The following is a 13,737-nucleotide window of genomic DNA, read 5'->3' on the forward strand; positions in this document are numbered from 1 at the left end:
CCGGGCAGGGCAGCCAAGGCGTGACGCGGGGACGCTGCGCGAAGGCCTACCCGCCCCGCACCATCGTCGGCCCACCCCCGACGGCACCGGGGCGGAGGACCGGAGAGCCGGGGAGGCGGAGCCCCGGAACGCCTGAAAGCGGCCGGAAAGGCCGCTTTCGGTGCGTGAAAAAGGAGGCTCACGGGAGCCGGAACCGAAACCGGGGACTCCGAAGAGTCCCCGGGAGGTCCGTCGCTGTGGGATCTGGCGATCCGTCGGCTCAGTGGCCCTGCTGCTCGTCCCTGCGGCGCTGCCAGCGGTCCTCGATGCGGTTCATCATCGAGCGCCGCTGCCGCGACCGGCGTGCCGGTGCGCCTGCGGCGCCCGGGGAGCCCGCGCGGGCCTGCTGCTGCCCCTGCCGGGGGGCCTTGCGCCAGCCGGTGACCGCCAGCACCGCGCAGCCGAGCATGACGAGGAAGCCCACGACACTGATCCAGATCTGCTGCGCGACCATGCCGGCCATGAGCAGGGCGATACCCACCAGGAAGCCCGCGACCGCTTGGTAGACCCGTCGCCGGGTGTACGTGCGCAGCCCGCTTCCCTCAAGCGCTGTCGCGAACTTGGGATCTTCGGCGTACAGCGCTCGCTCCATTTGCTCGAGCATGCGCTGCTCGTGCTCCGAGAGCGGCACGGAGTCCTCCTACTCGTCGGTCGCGGGGGCGACCGGGTGCGACCCTTTCAGGATAGGCAGGGAATCGCCCCCGTGAAACCTGCCCCTCGACGCCAGTTCACTGTCCGGGCCGCCGAGACGACCGGGGGTGATGCTGCCTGCATTCCCCAACCGCCTGTCCGTCATGCCGGAACGTCGTACCCCGATCATACGGGGCGAGGGGGCTGATCGGGTGGTCTGTGGCCGACTGCACGCGGTAGTCGGTCGTGCGGCGCGGGTCAGTCGCGCTCGGCGAGGACGTGCAGCTGGGTGGCGACCGAGTGGAAGGCGGGCTGCTCCGCGGCGGCCGCTTCGAGCTTCAGCAGGGCCTCCATGGCGCCCGGCTCGGTGTCGACCAGCACGCCGGGGACCAGATCGGCGAAGACCCGCACCCCGTGCACCGCCCCGACCCGCAGACCGGTGGCGGACACCAGGTCGGTGAGCTGGTCGGCGGTGAAGCGGCGCGGGACGGGGTCACCCTCGCCCCAGCGCCCGGTCGGGTCGGTCAGGGCGTGGCGGGCCTCGTGGAAGTGACCCGCGAGGGCGCGGGCGAGGACGGCACCGCCCAGACCGGCCGCGAGCAGGCTGAGGGTGCCCGCCGGACGCAGCGCGTCGACGGCGTTGCGGACGCCCTCGGCGGGGTCGTCGACGTACTCCAGCACGCCGTGGCAGAGCACGGTGTCGTAGCCGCCGCGCTCGACGACGTCGAAGAGGCCGTGGGCGTCGCCCTGGACCGCGCGGACCCGGTCGGCGACGCCTGCCTCGGCGGCCCGGCGCTCCAGGGCGAAGAGGGCGTTGGGGCTGGGGTCGACGACCGTGACGCGGTGGCCGAGGCGGGCGACCGGCACGGCGAAGTTGCCGGTGCCGCCGCCGGTGTCGAGGACGTCCAGGACATCGCGCCCGGCGGTCTTGACCCGGCGCTCCAGGGCGTCCTTGAGGACCTCCCAGACCACGGCGGTACGAAGGGACGCGCGGGGGCGCAGCGGGTCAGACACGGCGGGTGGCTCCTCGGCGGGGGCATGAACGTCTAGGCGCCCACCACCCTATTCCGTCCGGCGGCCTGCGCCGCCTGCGGAGCCGTACGTCGCGTGTGGACGGCGTGGGGGCGGGGGCTTTCCTTCCCCCCCGGGCCCTCCCCTCCCCCACCCCACCCCCCGCCTCCCCTTGGTTCGGCTCGGCGCCCCGCCTCCTACCCCGCGCGCTGGGGTGGCAGCGACGGCTGGAGGAGCAGCATCCGCTCCACCAGGCGCAGGAACAGCGCGACGTCCCGCAGCAGGTCATCGGCTTCGCGGCGGCCGGCCGCGCCGGCTATCCCGGCCTCGGCCTTCGCGCGGCGCTCGGCGCCGGCGGCGAAGAGCGCGCTCCATTCGGTGAGTTCGGGAGCGATCTCGGGGAGGACGTCCCAGGCGCTGCGGATCCGCTGCCGACGGCGCGCGGTGGGCTCGGGCCGGCCGCGCACGGCGAGGACGGCGGCGGCCGTGCGCAACGCGGCCAGATGGGCCGTGGCGAAGCGCTCGTTGGGGGTTTCCAGGGTCTGCGCCTCCGCCAGGCCCTGCTGGGCCTGGGCGAGGAGGTCGAGGGCGGCGGGTGGTGCGGTCGCCCGCCGCAGGACGGGGTGGACATCGCTCGGGGGACCGTACGCAGCGGAGCTGCCCCTGCGGGGACTTGCTGCCATGACGAACCTCCTGTCGTCGCATGCCGGTTCAGACCGGACGCCGATTCGGGACCACGTGAACCCATCGTGACGTACGCCACTGACAATCGGCGCTGACCTGCGCTTTTGGTGAAACGGGGAGGATTCCGGGGTGGCTGCCGAGAAGCCGCGCCCCGCGCCTTTGCGGCACCGGCGGCGGGGCGCGGGAGGCATTCGAACCGACCAGTTCGCCCAGGGAGATCGAGGGGTCGTGGACAACACCCCGCACGGGCGGCGGTCGCCGGCAGACAAGCACCCTCGGGAACGGGCCCCGCTACAGGGCCCGTTCGACAGCTCACCACGGTGCCCGCAGTGGGAGCACGGGGCGAGGAGCCACGGGAGGCGCACGGCTGTCCGACGAGAGCGCGCCGGGGCCCGGGCCACCCTGCGCAACCCGGCCGACCGCTCCCCGGGGCAGTGCGCCCCCGACGGCTTCCGTCGCGGCGCGCATCGCTCCCCGGGGAGCGGCACAATCGCCCCCATGGACAGCTCCCACTCACGCCGCGACGCCACCCGGCGCAAGCTTTTCGAGGCCGCGGTCACGCTCATCGCCGAACAGGGCTTCTCCTCCACCACGGTGGACGAGATCGCCGAACGGGCGGGCGTCGCGAAGGGCACGGTGTATTACAACTTCGCGAGCAAGAACGTTCTCTTCGAGGAGTTGCTGCGGCACGGCATCGAGCTGCTGGCGACCTCCTTGCAGGTGGCCGCCGACGAGGTCACCGGCCGGGGCGGCAGCCGGATCGACGCGCTGGACGCGATGATCCGGGCCGGCCTGGACTTCATCTCCCGTTACCCGGCGCTCACCCAGCTGTACGTGGCCGAGCTGTGGCGCACCAACCGGGCCTGGCAGTCGACGCTGATGGTGGTGCGCGAGCGGGCCATCACGGTGGTGGAGAACGTGCTGCGCGAGGCGGTGGCCCGGGAGGAGCTGAGCGCGGAGATCGACATTCCGCTGACCGCGTCGGCGCTGTTCGGGATGGTGCTGGTGGCCGCCCTGGACTGGCAGTCCTACCAGCCGGACCGGTCGATCGACGAGGTGCACGCGGCGCTGTCGCGGCTGCTCCAGGGGCGGGTGGGCGGCCGGACCGCCTGACGGGAGGCGCGTGGCCGGGATGCGGCGGGCCGGGCCGCGTGGTCCCGGAGGGAGTGGGCGTACGACAGCGGATGCGCGCCGCCCTGGTCTGGTGCGGCGCGCACCCGTTCTCCCCCGTGGGTCCGCGCAAAAGAGTGCGCTGTCCTGGCGCAGATCGTTCCCCCCCCGACCCGACCAGGACAGCGCTTCCCCCGTGCTCCCCCGTGCGTCCCCCGTATCCCCCGTCACGTCCGGGAGCCGCGCCGTTCCGCCGCCCCGTGTCGGCGGTGCGGTGCCGCGTCCCTTCCGTGGTCCCCACTCTTCCGTCCGGGCGGGCGGCGGCCCATCCGCGTACCTACTCATCTCGGAGTCTGAGTACGGATACTCAATCCTGAGCACCCGCCCCCAGCCGGGGCCTACGCTCTTCGGCGTGTCCGTACTTCCCTTGGTGTTCACCAGTGGCTGGGCGAGCGGGATCAACGCCTATGCCGTCGTCCTCGTCTTCGGCCTGCTCGGCGCGACCGGCGTCGGCGAGGGGGTGCCCGGGGCGCTGCAGCGCCCCGATGTGCTGCTCGTGGCGGGCGTGTTGTTCCTGTGTGAGGCGGTCGCCGACAAGGTCCCGTACGTCGACTCGGTCTGGGACGCCGTGCACACGGTGATCCGGCCGGTCGCCGGTGGCGTGGTGGCGGCGCTGCTGGCCGGGCACGACGGTTCGCTGCCCCAGCTGGCGGCGGGCGCGGTCGGCGGCTCGACGGCGCTGGTGAGCCACCTGGTCAAGGCGGGCACCCGGATCGCGGTCAACACCTCGCCGGAGCCGGCCAGCAACATCGTGCTGAGTCTGGCCGAGGATCTGGGCGTCGCCGGGCTGGTCGCCTTCGCCCTGTTCCATCCGGTGGCGGCCGCGGTCATCGCGGGGGCGCTGCTGGCCGCGGGGATCGCGGTGGTGGTGTTCCTGTGGTCGCGGATCCGGCGGTACCTCCGGCGCCGGCGACAGCGGCGCGAGGAGAAGCGGCTCGCCACGGCGGGCGGCGCGGTACCACCGGCGATCTGACGCTTCGTGCCGGCCGGTGGCGCCGGGGCCGCTGCCCGGTCGGCCACCGGCCGTGCGGGCGTTGTCGGTGGCTGCGGATAAAGTCGCAGGCATGGCACGGATTGCGGTGATCGGCGCCGGGATGGGCGCGATGGCGGCCGCTGCCCGGCTGGCCGTCGCGGGCCACCGGGTGGCGGTGTTCGAACGCGGCGCGACGCACGGCGGTGCGGTGCGACGGCTGGAGCGGGACGGCTTCACCTTCGACACCGGGCCCGGTCTGCTGCATCTGCCGGCCGTCTACCGGGATCTGTTCCTCAAGACCGGCAAGGAGTCGCTGGAGAGCTGCGTCGAGCTGTCCCAGGTCGACCCCGCCGGACGCCATGTCTTCGCCGACGGCACGGCCGTGTCGCTGCCGAACGCCTCGCGGGCCGGCGTGCTGGCGGCCCTGGACGAGGCGCTGGGCGCGGGCGCCGGGGAGCGCTGGAGCGCCCTGGTGGGCCGCGCCCGCGAGGCCTGGGACGCCACCCGCCGTCCGCTCCTGGAGGAGCCGCTGTGGCAGGACTGGCGGGTGCTGGGGCGCGATCCGTATCCGGCGGTGCGCCGGCGCGGCCTGTTCGGCCGGGGCAAGGGCCCCACGACGGCGACCCTCGCCGAGGTGGCCCGCCGCGAGCTGGCCGACCCGCGGCTGGTCGCGCTGCTGGAGAGCCATGCGCTGGCCTACGGCTTCGACCCGCGCAGCGCCCCGGCGAGCGCCGCGGTGCTGCCGTACATGGAGCAGACCTTCGGCAGCTGGTATCCGCGCGGCGGCCTGCGCGCGCTGGCCGACGCGGTGTACGCCCGCTGTCTGGCGCGCAAGGTGGAGTTCGGCTTCGGCGCCGAGGTCACCGGGATCGTGGAGAAGGACGGCCGGGTGGCAGGCGTCGAGCTGGCCGACGGCCGGGTGGCCGAGGCGGAGTTCGTGCTCGCGGGCATCGACCCGGGGCGGCTCGCGGGGCTCTGCGGGGGCCGCGAGCCGTGGGGCGCCGATGAGGTGCGCCCCGTGCCGCGGGAGCGGGCCGCCGGGCGGTTGACGGTCTGTCTGGCGGTGCGCGGGGCGCGCCCCGAGGGCGCCGCGCACCGCACGGTGGTCCATGCCGCGGACCGGGCGGCGGAGTTGGCGGGCGTGTTCGGCGACGGCCCCGGGCCGCGGCCCCCCTGTGAGCGGCCGACGGTGACGGTGCTGCGCCCGGACGACCCCACCACGCGGCCGGACGACGCCCATGAGGCGGTGACGCTGACCGCGACGGTCGCTCCGCACGAGCTGGACGGGGCGGCCGTGGCGGAGCGGATGACCGGGGTCGCCGAGGCCGCGGTGCCGGGGCTGCGGGAGCGGGTGCTGTGGCGGGAGGTGCTGCCGCCGACGGACGACACGCTGGTGGCGGGCCCGGCGCTGGCCGGCCGGGAAGGCCGCTTTCTGCGGCCCGGCAACCGCACCCGGATACCGGGGCTCTACGCGGTCGGGGGCTGGTCGCATCCGGGCGGCGGGCTCGCGCATGCCGGGATGTCCGGCGCGATCGTCGCGGGCCTGATCGTGAACGGCGACGACTGGCACGGCTCCACCTGACGGCCGTGCGGTCGGCGGCCCGGGTGAGAGCGGGGTCCGCTGCCGCCTCCGGTCACCGGGGCCGTCCACTGCCGGGAGCCCCCGTCAGCGCCCTCTCACGCGCTCCCGCCCCGCCCGCTCAGTAGCGGTACTGCTGCCCGTCGTAGCCCTGCTGGTAGGGCGGGTACTGCTGCTCGGGCGGGAGTTCGCTGTCGCGCTGCTGGGGGACCCAGACGCCGCCGGGCGGGGTCTCGCCGTAGCCCTGGCCCGGGTACGGGCCCAGCGGCTGTCCCTGGGCGTCGTACTGCGGGGCGGCCTGCTGCGCGTAGGGCGACTGGGCGTAGGGGTCCGGCTGCCCGTAGGGGTCGTAGGGCGCGGCGTACTGCTGGGTGCCGATGTACGGGTCGGAGTAGGGCGCCTGCTGGCCCAGGGGGTCGCCGTAGGCCGCGTAGGGGTCGGCCCAGGTGTTCTGGCCGGCACCGCTCTGTCCGTAACCGGTGTCGTAGGCATAGCCGTTGGGGTCGCCCGGAGCGTTCCCGGCGGCGGCGCCATAGGGGTCGTAGCCGCCGTAGGCGGTGTAATCGGGCTGCTGGGCGCGGGCGTCGGGGCTGTACACGCCGTACTGGCCGGTCTCGTCGGGCATCGGCTGCGGGGCGTAGACGGCGGTGGCGTCGGCCTGCGCATAGACGTCCTGGACGGCGAACGGCTGGGTCTCGTAGGCGCTTTGGTCCGGCTGGCCGCCCTGGTAGGGCTCCTGGCCGCGGAAGACGTCGGCGTCGTCGTAGGCGTAGGCGTCCTTCCCGGCGTAGGAGCCCTGGGCGGCGTAGATGTCCTGGCTCTGGAAGCCGCCGGTGCTCTCGAAGGTGTCCTCCAGCGCGTTGACGGCCGCGGTGTCGGGGCCGCGTCCGTCGGGGCCGGTGGGCTGTACCGCCTCCAGGCCGGAGACCTCCAGGGTCGGTTCGGCGGGCGCCGGGCCGGACGCGCGGGCCCGGCGGCGCCGGCCGCCCTCCGCGGGCTTGCCCTGCTTTCCGGGCATGCCGGGCTTGCCGTCCTTGCCGCGCAGCGCCCAGCCGGTGGTGAAGCCGCGGCGGAAGGAGAGCGTCACATTGGTCTGCCCGACGGCGAACGCGCCCAGGCCCGCCCCGATCACGAGCACCGACGGGATGACCACACCGACGACCACGGCGAGGAAGCCGGCGAAGGCGAGCAACCGCCAGCGCAGCCGCGCCTTGTTCTGGAGCAGGACCTCACCCAGCAGCCAGAGGGCGACCAGGCCGAACGCGATGTAGAGGACCGTCCAGCCCATATACGCCCCTCTTCCGCCGCTCGCCGGCCACCGTGATCAGGACTGCTGGTGCAGTCCCAGATTCTCGTAGATTTCCAGGGTCGCCGTGGAGTGGTTCAGGGTAATGAAGTGCAACCCGGGAACATCCTCGGCCATCAGACGAGCGCACAGTTCCGTCGCGTACTCGATCCCAATGGAGCGTACCGCCGCCGGGTCGTCCTTGACGGCGAGGATGCGCTCGGCCAGCTCGGGCGGGAAGGCCGCGTTGCTGAGCTGAGCGAACCGCTCGATCTGGCGCACGTTCGTCACCGGCATGATCTCCGGAATGATCGGCGTGGAGCAACCCGCGGCCGTCACCCGGTCCCGCAGCCGGAAATAGTCCTCGGGATAGAAGAACATCTGGGTGATGGCGAAGTCCGCCCCGGCCCGGCACTTGTCGACGAAGTGCGCCACGTCCGAGTCCCAGTCCGCCGAGCGCGGATGCATCTCGGGGAACGCGGCGACGCCCACGCAGAAGTCGCCGGACTCCTTGATGAGCCGGACCAGATCGGCGGCGTAGGTGACACCGTCGGGGTGCTTGACCCACTCGCCCATCGGGTCGCCGGGCGGGTCCCCGCGCAGCGCGAGCATGTTGCGGATCCCGGCATCGGCGTACTGGCCGATGATGTTGCGCAGGTCCGCGGTGGAGTGGTTGACCGCGGTCAGGTGGGCGACCGGGGTCAGGGTGGTGTCGGTGGCGATGCGCTCGGTGGCGCGCACCGTGCCGTCACGGGAGGTGCCGCCGGCGCCGTACGTCACCGAGACGAAAGTCGGCGAGACGGCTTCGATGCGGCGAATGGCGTTCCACAGGGTCCGCTCGCCCTTCTCCGTCTTGGGGGCGGCGAACTCGAACGAATATGACTGCTTACCGGAGGCAAGCAGGTCGCGCACCGTCCGTGCGCGATCAGTCCTGGTGGAAGCTGTACCTAGGGCCATACCGGCAGGTTATCCACCGGCCGGGCCCACACCAACCGTGATCGTCGTTATGCCTGGTTGGCGCGGTTCGTGTCCACTGGTTGGACATTTTCCGGTCGCCGGGATGTCGGAAAGACTTCCGCCGGCGCGGCACCCTCCGCGTCGCGCAGGAGGCCCGCGGGGACCGTGGCCGTCGGGCTTCCGTGGTGACGGAAGTCACCGGCCGCGGGGGTGCGGGACGGGTGCCGGCCGCGCGGATCGGGGTGCTCCGCGAGCGGCCCGGCCGACGGGACGTCGCGAACGGCACCGCCTGGCTAGGCGTCCCGGGTACGGATGCGCTTGGCGAGGTCCGCGGCCGCCGCTCCCGGGTCGTCCGCCTCCGTGAGCGCGCGGACCACCACGATTCGGCGGGCGCCCGCCGTCAACACCTCGTCGAGGTTTCCGGCGTCGATCCCGCCGATCGCGAACCACGGGCGCTCGGGGGCGCGGGACGCGGCGTAGCGGACCAGGTCGAGGCCAGGGGCGTGCCGGCCCGGCTTGGTGGGGGTGGGCCAGCAGGGGCCCGTGCAGAAGTAGTCCACGCCGGGCTCGTCGAGCGCCGCGTCGACCTCGGCCTCGGCGTGGGTGGAGCGGCCGATCAGGACCTCGGGGCCCAGGAGGGCGCGGGCGGCCGGGACCGGCAGATCGCCCTGGCCGAGATGGAGCACCGCGCTGCCGGCGGCATGGGCGACGTCCGCCCGGTCGTTGACCGCGAGCAGCGTGCCGTGCCGGCGGCAGGCGTCCGCGAAGACCTCCAGATGCCGGAGCTCCTCGCCGGCCTCCATGCCCTTGTCCCGCAGCTGGACGATGTCCACGCCGGAGGAGAGCACCGCGTCCAGGAACTGCGGGAGGTCGCCCTGGCGGGTGCGGGCGTCCGTGCAGAGGTAGAGCCGGGCGTCGGCGAGGGCCTGTCGTGCGGTGGTCATCGGGCGGCGTCCCCCCGGGTCGGGGGTGTACGGGCCGGTCCTTCCGGTCCGTACACCCCGCGGATGTGGTTTACGGATGCTGGTGCGGCCGCGGGACGAGCGCGCGCCGCGGCGGGTGCGTCAGACGGCGAGCGCCTGGGCCCGGCGCTTCACCTCCGTGCCGCGATTCTCACGCAGCGCCTGGGCGGGCGTGCCGGGCAGGGTCTCATCCGGGGTGAACAGCCACTCCAGCATCTCCTCGTCGGTGAAGCCGTCGTCCTTGAGCAGGGTGAGGGTGCCGACGAGGCCCTTGACCACCTTGTCGTCCTTGATGAAATCGGCGGGCACGTGCAGTGCCCGGTTCTCGCCTCGGCGCACCGCGATCAGCTGGCCCTCCTTGACCAGCTGCCGGACGCGCGTCACCTCGACGCCGAACTGTTCGGCGATGTCGGGGAGGGTGAGCCAGGCGGGGACGAGTCCATCGATGTTTGCGTCAATCTCGGTCACAGGACAAGCGTGCCACCTCGCACTGACAGCCGGAAGCCGGGCGTCGCCGTCGGGGGCCTGCTGCACACCGGAGGGTGACGGCCGGCTGCCGTCGGCGACCGGCTGCGACCGGCTGCGACCGTCGGGGGCGTCCTGCTACAGCGCCGCGGATTTCAGCGGTACCGAGGCGTTCGCGGCCCGCTCGCGGTCCAGGGCGACGCCCCGCTCGATGAGCTTGCGCCCCTGGGCCAGATCGCGCGGGCGCCCCACGGCCAGCAGCGCCACCAGGCGGCCCTCGCGCAGCCAGATCACCGACCAGGCGGCCCCGGTCGGGTCACCGCGCCAGACCAGTTCGTCGGCGTCGACGTGGTGGCCCGCGTACTGCACGAAGCGGCCGAACTGCTCCGACCAGAAGTACGGGACCGGGTCGTAGACCAGGCCTTCGGTGCCGCCGCGGACGATGTTCTCGGCGACCGTGCGGGGGCCCTGGAGGGCGTTGTCCCAGTGGTGGATCAGCAGCCGGCTGCCGTAGCGGGCCGACGGGAAGGAGGCGCAGTCGCCGACCGCGTAGACATCGGGCACGGAGGTGCGCAGCCGGCTGTCGGCCAGCACGGAGCCGTCCTGCGGTGACACCTCGACGCCCGAGCCGGCCAGCCAGCCGGTCGCGGGGCGGGCGCCGATCCCGACCACGACGGCGTCGGCGGGCAGTGTCGTGCCGTCCTGGAGGGTGACCGCGCCCGGCGCGACGGACGCGACCCGGGCGCCGGTGCGCAGCTCGGCGCCGGCGTCCGCGTACCAGCCGGTCATGTGGCCGGCGACCTCGGGCGGCAGCGCGCCGGCCAGCGGGCGGTCGGCGGCCTCGACGACGGTGACCGCGCAGCCGGCCTCCCGGGCGGCGGTCGCGAACTCGGCGCCGATCCAGCCGGCGCCGACGACCACGATCTCGTGCTGGGCGGCGAGCACCGGGCGCAGCCGCTCGGCGTCGTCGAGGGTGCGCAGCAGATGGACGCCGGGCAGCCCCTCGCTGCCGGGCAGCATGACGGGGGCGGCACCGGTCGCCAGGACCGCGTAGTCGTAGGGGACCGGGCCGTCGGCCGTCTCGACCCGGCGTTCCCGCGGCGACAGCGCGAGGACCGGGCGGTCGAGGTGGAGGTCGATGCCGAGCGCGGCGAAGTCGACGTCGAAGGCGGAGCCCTCGGCCTTGCCCAGCAGCACCGCCTTGGACAGCGGCGGGCGGTCGTAGGGCTGGTGGGGCTCGTCGCCGAGGAGCGTGATGGCGCCGCGCCAGCCCTGTTCGCGCAGGGCGACCGCGGTCTGCACCCCCGCGATTCCCGCGCCGGCGATCACGACGCGCGGCGTGCGGTCAGGGGCCTGGGAGGACGTGCTCTGCTCGCTCACCCGATCACTCTAGGACGGGGGATGCGGCCGCCCGCAGCAGCGCGCAAGGAGATCTCTGACACAGCGTCACAGCCGCCCGATGGGGTAGGCGGGCCGACCGGCGCACCGGGGGCGGCGCCTTACGGCGCGTCGCGGCCCCGTATTAGGGTGACGGATACACGCACTCGCGGGAGCCCGGACGCACCGGGCTGAGAGGGAGGCTGGCCGGCCTCCGACCGTCCGTACCTGATCCGGGTCATGCCGGCGAAGGGAGGGGCTGGAAGCCCATGCCATCAACAGCCACACCATCCGCCACACCCGCGGCGGCGCCGTCGCGGCCGTCCGCCGCGCGCCTTGACGTCCTCGTGCTCGGCGGCGGCATCATCGGCCTGGTGACCGCCTGGCGGGCCGCCGCCCGCGGAATGCGGGTCGCGGTGGCCGATCCCGCGCCCGGGGGCGGCGCGGCCCGGGTCGCGGCCGGCATGCTCGCCGCGGTCACCGAGCTCCACTACGGCGAGCAGACCCTGCTGGGGCTCAATCTGGACTCGGCGCGGCGCTACCCCGGGTTCGTCCGGGAGCTGGAGGAGACCGCCGGGATGCGGATCGGCTACCGGCGGTGCGGCACCCTGGCCGTCGCGCTGGACGCCGACGACCGGGCGCACCTGCGCGAGCTGCACGCCCTGCAGACCCGCTCGGGGCTGGACTCGCAGTGGCTGACCGGGCGCGAGTGCCGCCGGCTGGAGCCGATGCTGGCTCCCGGGGTGCGCGGCGGGCTGCGGGTGGACGGCGACCACCAGGTCGATCCGCGCCGGCTGGCGAGCGCCCTGCTGGTCGCCTGCGAGCGGGCCGGTGTGGTCTTCCACCGCGGCCGCGCCGCCCGGCTGACGGTCGGGGGCGGGCGGGCCACCGGCGCCGAACTCGCCGACGGGACCCGGCTGGCAGCCGGTCAGGTCGTACTGGCCGCGGGCAGCGAGAGCGGCCGGCTGGACGGGGTGCCCGCCGGGGTGCTGCCGCCGGTGCGGCCGGTCAAGGGCCAGGTGCTGCGGCTGCGGATGCCGGATCCGGCGGATCTGCCGGCCGGCAGCCCGCCGTTCCTGTCGCGCACCGTACGGGCCGTCGTGCGCGGCGGGCCGCTCTATCTGGTGCCGCGGGCGAGCGGTGAGCTGGTGGTGGGCGCCACCAGCGAGGAACTGGGCTGGGACACCACGGTGACCGCGGGCGGCGTCTACGAGCTGCTGCGCGACGCCCACGAGCTGGTTCCGGGCATCACCGAACTGCCGCTCGTCGAGACCTGCGCCGGGCTGCGTCCCGGCTCCCCCGACAACGCCCCGCTGCTCGGGCCGAGCGAGCTGCCCGGTCTGCAGCTGGCCTGCGGTCACTTCCGCAACGGGGTGCTGCTGACCCCGGTCACCGGTGACGCGATGGCCGAGTCGCTGGCCACCGGGAGCCTGCCGGAGGTCGCCCGCCCCTTCTCCCCGTCGCGCTTCGCCCCCGGCGTCCCGCGGCCCGCGCGTACCCGTGCCCTCCAGGAGCAGTCCGTATGAGCGCCCCCACCGTGTCCGTGTCCGTCAACGGCGAACCCCGTGAGATCGCCGGCGGGCTCACCCTCGACCGGCTGGTCGCGACGCTGACCGCGGCGTCCGCCGGGGTCGCCGCGGCGGTCAACGACCTCGTGGTGCCGCGCACCCAGTGGCCCACCACCCCGCTCGGCGACGGCGACCGCGTCGAGGTGCTCACCGCGGTCCAGGGAGGCTGATCCGCAGACATGTCCGACCTCACTTCCCCCGGGGACACGGCTCCCGTGGCGCCCGCCGCCGACCCGTTCACCCTCGGCGGCGTCACCTTCGGCTCCCGGTTGATCATGGGCACCGGCGGCGCGCCCAGCCTCGACGTCATGGAGCGGGTGCTGCTCGCGTCGGGCACGGAGCTGACGACGGTGGCCATGCGGCGGCTGGATCCGGCCGTGCACGGCTCGGTGCTGTCCGTACTGGAGCGACACGGGATCCGGGTGCTGCCGAACACCGCTGGCTGCTTCACCGCGGGCGAGGCGGTGCTCACCGCCCGGCTCGCCCGGGAGGCGCTCGGCACCGACTGGGTCAAGCTGGAGGTGGTCGCCGACGAGCGCACCCTGCTGCCCGACCCGGTGGAGCTGCTCGACGCCGCCGAGACCCTGGTGGACGACGGTTTCACGGTGCTGCCGTTCACGAACGACGATCCGGTGCTGGCCCGGCGGCTGGAGGAGGCGGGCTGCGCCGCGATCATGCCGCTGGGCTCGCCGATCGGCTCCGGGCTGGGCATCCGCAACCCGCACAACTTCCAGCTGATCACCGAGCGGGCCGGGGTCCCGGTGATCCTGGACGCCGGCGCGGGCACCGCCTCGGACGCCGCGCTGGCCATGGAGCTGGGCTGTGCGGCGGTGATGCTGGCGTCCGCGGTGACCCGGGCGCAGGAGCCGGAGCTGATGGCGCACGCGATGCGGCACGCGGTCGAGGCGGGGCGGCTGGCGCACCGCGCGGGCCGGATCCCGCGCCGCCACTTCGCGCTGGCGTCCTCGCCCACCGAGGGCCGGGCGGAGCTGGATCCGGAGCGCCCGGCGTTCTGAGCGGCCCGCCCCGGGCGTCCG

At 74.4% G+C, this 13,737-nt stretch carries 14 protein-coding genes and 1 riboswitch; of the genes, 6 read left to right on the forward strand and 8 right to left on the reverse strand.

What is annotated here, in order from left to right:
• Positions 1-259: 259 nt before the first annotated feature.
• From ACQP17_RS09865 to ACQP17_RS09875, 3 genes are all read right to left on the reverse strand, one after another.
• The gene (locus tag ACQP17_RS09865) at positions 260-670 is read right to left on the reverse strand and encodes a DUF3040 domain-containing protein (RefSeq protein ID WP_364876895.1); all 411 of its coding nucleotides are present in this window, start codon (positions 668-670) and stop codon (positions 260-262) included.
• A 257-nt stretch (positions 671-927) separates the two neighbouring features.
• Positions 928-1,683 carry a methyltransferase gene (locus ACQP17_RS09870; protein ID WP_249635203.1) on the reverse strand — a complete coding sequence of 252 codons (756 nt, stop codon included), beginning with the start codon at positions 1,681-1,683 and terminating at the stop codon, positions 928-930.
• A 194-nt stretch (positions 1,684-1,877) separates the two neighbouring features.
• Entirely contained in the window at positions 1,878-2,363 is a 486-nt protein-coding gene (locus ACQP17_RS09875) for an SAV_6107 family HEPN domain-containing protein (protein ID WP_433855917.1), read from the reverse strand.
• 499 nt (positions 2,364-2,862) lie between these two features.
• On the opposite strand from ACQP17_RS09875, the gene ACQP17_RS09880 reads away from it, so the two are divergent.
• The 3 genes from ACQP17_RS09880 (at position 2,863) to ACQP17_RS09890 (ending at position 6,089) form a co-directional block, all read left to right on the forward strand.
• Entirely contained in the window at positions 2,863-3,477 is a 615-nt protein-coding gene (locus ACQP17_RS09880; protein WP_433855918.1) for a TetR/AcrR family transcriptional regulator, read from the forward strand.
• Between the two features lie 409 nt (positions 3,478-3,886).
• Positions 3,887-4,507, forward strand: a complete 621-nt coding sequence (locus ACQP17_RS09885) for a DUF4126 domain-containing protein (RefSeq protein WP_433855919.1) — start codon at positions 3,887-3,889, stop codon at positions 4,505-4,507.
• A 91-nt stretch (positions 4,508-4,598) separates the two neighbouring features.
• The gene (locus tag ACQP17_RS09890; RefSeq protein ID WP_433855920.1) at positions 4,599-6,089 is read left to right on the forward strand and encodes a phytoene desaturase family protein; all 1,491 of its coding nucleotides are present in this window, start codon (positions 4,599-4,601) and stop codon (positions 6,087-6,089) included.
• A 118-nt stretch (positions 6,090-6,207) separates the two neighbouring features.
• Here the strand turns inward: ACQP17_RS09890 and ACQP17_RS09895 are convergent, their stop codons facing one another.
• From ACQP17_RS09895 to ACQP17_RS09915, 5 genes are all read right to left on the reverse strand, one after another.
• Positions 6,208-7,374, reverse strand: coding sequence for a hypothetical protein (locus ACQP17_RS09895; RefSeq protein WP_433855921.1), 1,167 nt, complete (start codon positions 7,372-7,374; stop codon positions 6,208-6,210).
• A gap of 36 nt (positions 7,375-7,410) precedes the next feature.
• Entirely contained in the window at positions 7,411-8,328 is a 918-nt protein-coding gene (metF, locus tag ACQP17_RS09900; protein ID WP_189098315.1) for a methylenetetrahydrofolate reductase [NAD(P)H], read from the reverse strand.
• 293 nt (positions 8,329-8,621) lie between these two features.
• Positions 8,622-9,272, reverse strand: a complete 651-nt coding sequence (gene thiE, locus ACQP17_RS09905) for a thiamine phosphate synthase (protein WP_433855922.1) — start codon at positions 9,270-9,272, stop codon at positions 8,622-8,624.
• Positions 9,273-9,392: 120 nt separating this feature from the next.
• Positions 9,393-9,758, reverse strand: coding sequence for an Rv2175c family DNA-binding protein (locus tag ACQP17_RS09910; RefSeq protein WP_364876876.1), 366 nt, complete (start codon positions 9,756-9,758; stop codon positions 9,393-9,395).
• A gap of 135 nt (positions 9,759-9,893) precedes the next feature.
• Positions 9,894-11,135, reverse strand: coding sequence for an NAD(P)/FAD-dependent oxidoreductase (locus tag ACQP17_RS09915; protein WP_433855923.1), 1,242 nt, complete (start codon positions 11,133-11,135; stop codon positions 9,894-9,896).
• A 156-nt stretch (positions 11,136-11,291) separates the two neighbouring features.
• Positions 11,292-11,404: riboswitch (TPP riboswitch) on the forward strand.
• Here ACQP17_RS09915 and thiO point away from each other — a divergent pair.
• The 3 genes from thiO (at position 11,402) to ACQP17_RS09930 (ending at position 13,716) form a co-directional block, all read left to right on the forward strand.
• The gene (thiO, locus tag ACQP17_RS09920; RefSeq protein ID WP_433855924.1) at positions 11,402-12,658 is read left to right on the forward strand and encodes a glycine oxidase ThiO; all 1,257 of its coding nucleotides are present in this window, start codon (positions 11,402-11,404) and stop codon (positions 12,656-12,658) included. (Overlaps the previous riboswitch by 3 nt.)
• The gene (thiS, locus tag ACQP17_RS09925; RefSeq protein ID WP_433855925.1) at positions 12,655-12,870 is read left to right on the forward strand and encodes a sulfur carrier protein ThiS; all 216 of its coding nucleotides are present in this window, start codon (positions 12,655-12,657) and stop codon (positions 12,868-12,870) included. Before thiO ends, thiS begins: the two co-directional genes overlap by 4 nt.
• A 9-nt stretch (positions 12,871-12,879) precedes the next feature.
• Positions 12,880-13,716: a thiazole synthase gene (locus ACQP17_RS09930; RefSeq protein WP_433855926.1), complete on the forward strand. Its 837-nt coding sequence runs from the start codon at positions 12,880-12,882 to the stop codon at positions 13,714-13,716.
• Positions 13,717-13,737 lie beyond the last annotated feature (21 nt).

This window comes from Streptomyces kronopolitis (assembly GCF_050953795.1).
In the GTDB taxonomy this organism is placed as follows: domain Bacteria; phylum Actinomycetota; class Actinomycetes; order Streptomycetales; family Streptomycetaceae; genus Streptomyces; species Streptomyces kronopolitis_A.

What these genes read in the sequence shown, in the direction of transcription:
- ACQP17_RS09875 (WP_433855917.1), bottom strand. Translation starts at nt 2,363, where the DNA reads ATGGCAGCAAGTCCCCGCAGGGGCAGCTCCGCTGCGTACGGTCCCCCG.
- ACQP17_RS09880 (WP_433855918.1), top strand. Translation starts at nt 2,863, where the DNA reads ATGGACAGCTCCCACTCACGCCGCGACGCCACCCGGCGCAAGCTTTTC.
- ACQP17_RS09890 (WP_433855920.1), top strand. Translation starts at nt 4,599, where the DNA reads ATGGCACGGATTGCGGTGATCGGCGCCGGGATGGGCGCGATGGCGGCC.
- ACQP17_RS09895 (WP_433855921.1), bottom strand. Translation starts at nt 7,374, where the DNA reads ATGGGCTGGACGGTCCTCTACATCGCGTTCGGCCTGGTCGCCCTCTGG.
- metF (WP_189098315.1), bottom strand. Translation starts at nt 8,328, where the DNA reads ATGGCCCTAGGTACAGCTTCCACCAGGACTGATCGCGCACGGACGGTG.
- thiE (WP_433855922.1), bottom strand. Translation starts at nt 9,272, where the DNA reads ATGACCACCGCACGACAGGCCCTCGCCGACGCCCGGCTCTACCTCTGC.
- thiO (WP_433855924.1), top strand. Translation starts at nt 11,402, where the DNA reads ATGCCATCAACAGCCACACCATCCGCCACACCCGCGGCGGCGCCGTCG.
- thiS (WP_433855925.1), top strand. Translation starts at nt 12,655, where the DNA reads ATGAGCGCCCCCACCGTGTCCGTGTCCGTCAACGGCGAACCCCGTGAG.
- ACQP17_RS09930 (WP_433855926.1), top strand. Translation starts at nt 12,880, where the DNA reads ATGTCCGACCTCACTTCCCCCGGGGACACGGCTCCCGTGGCGCCCGCC.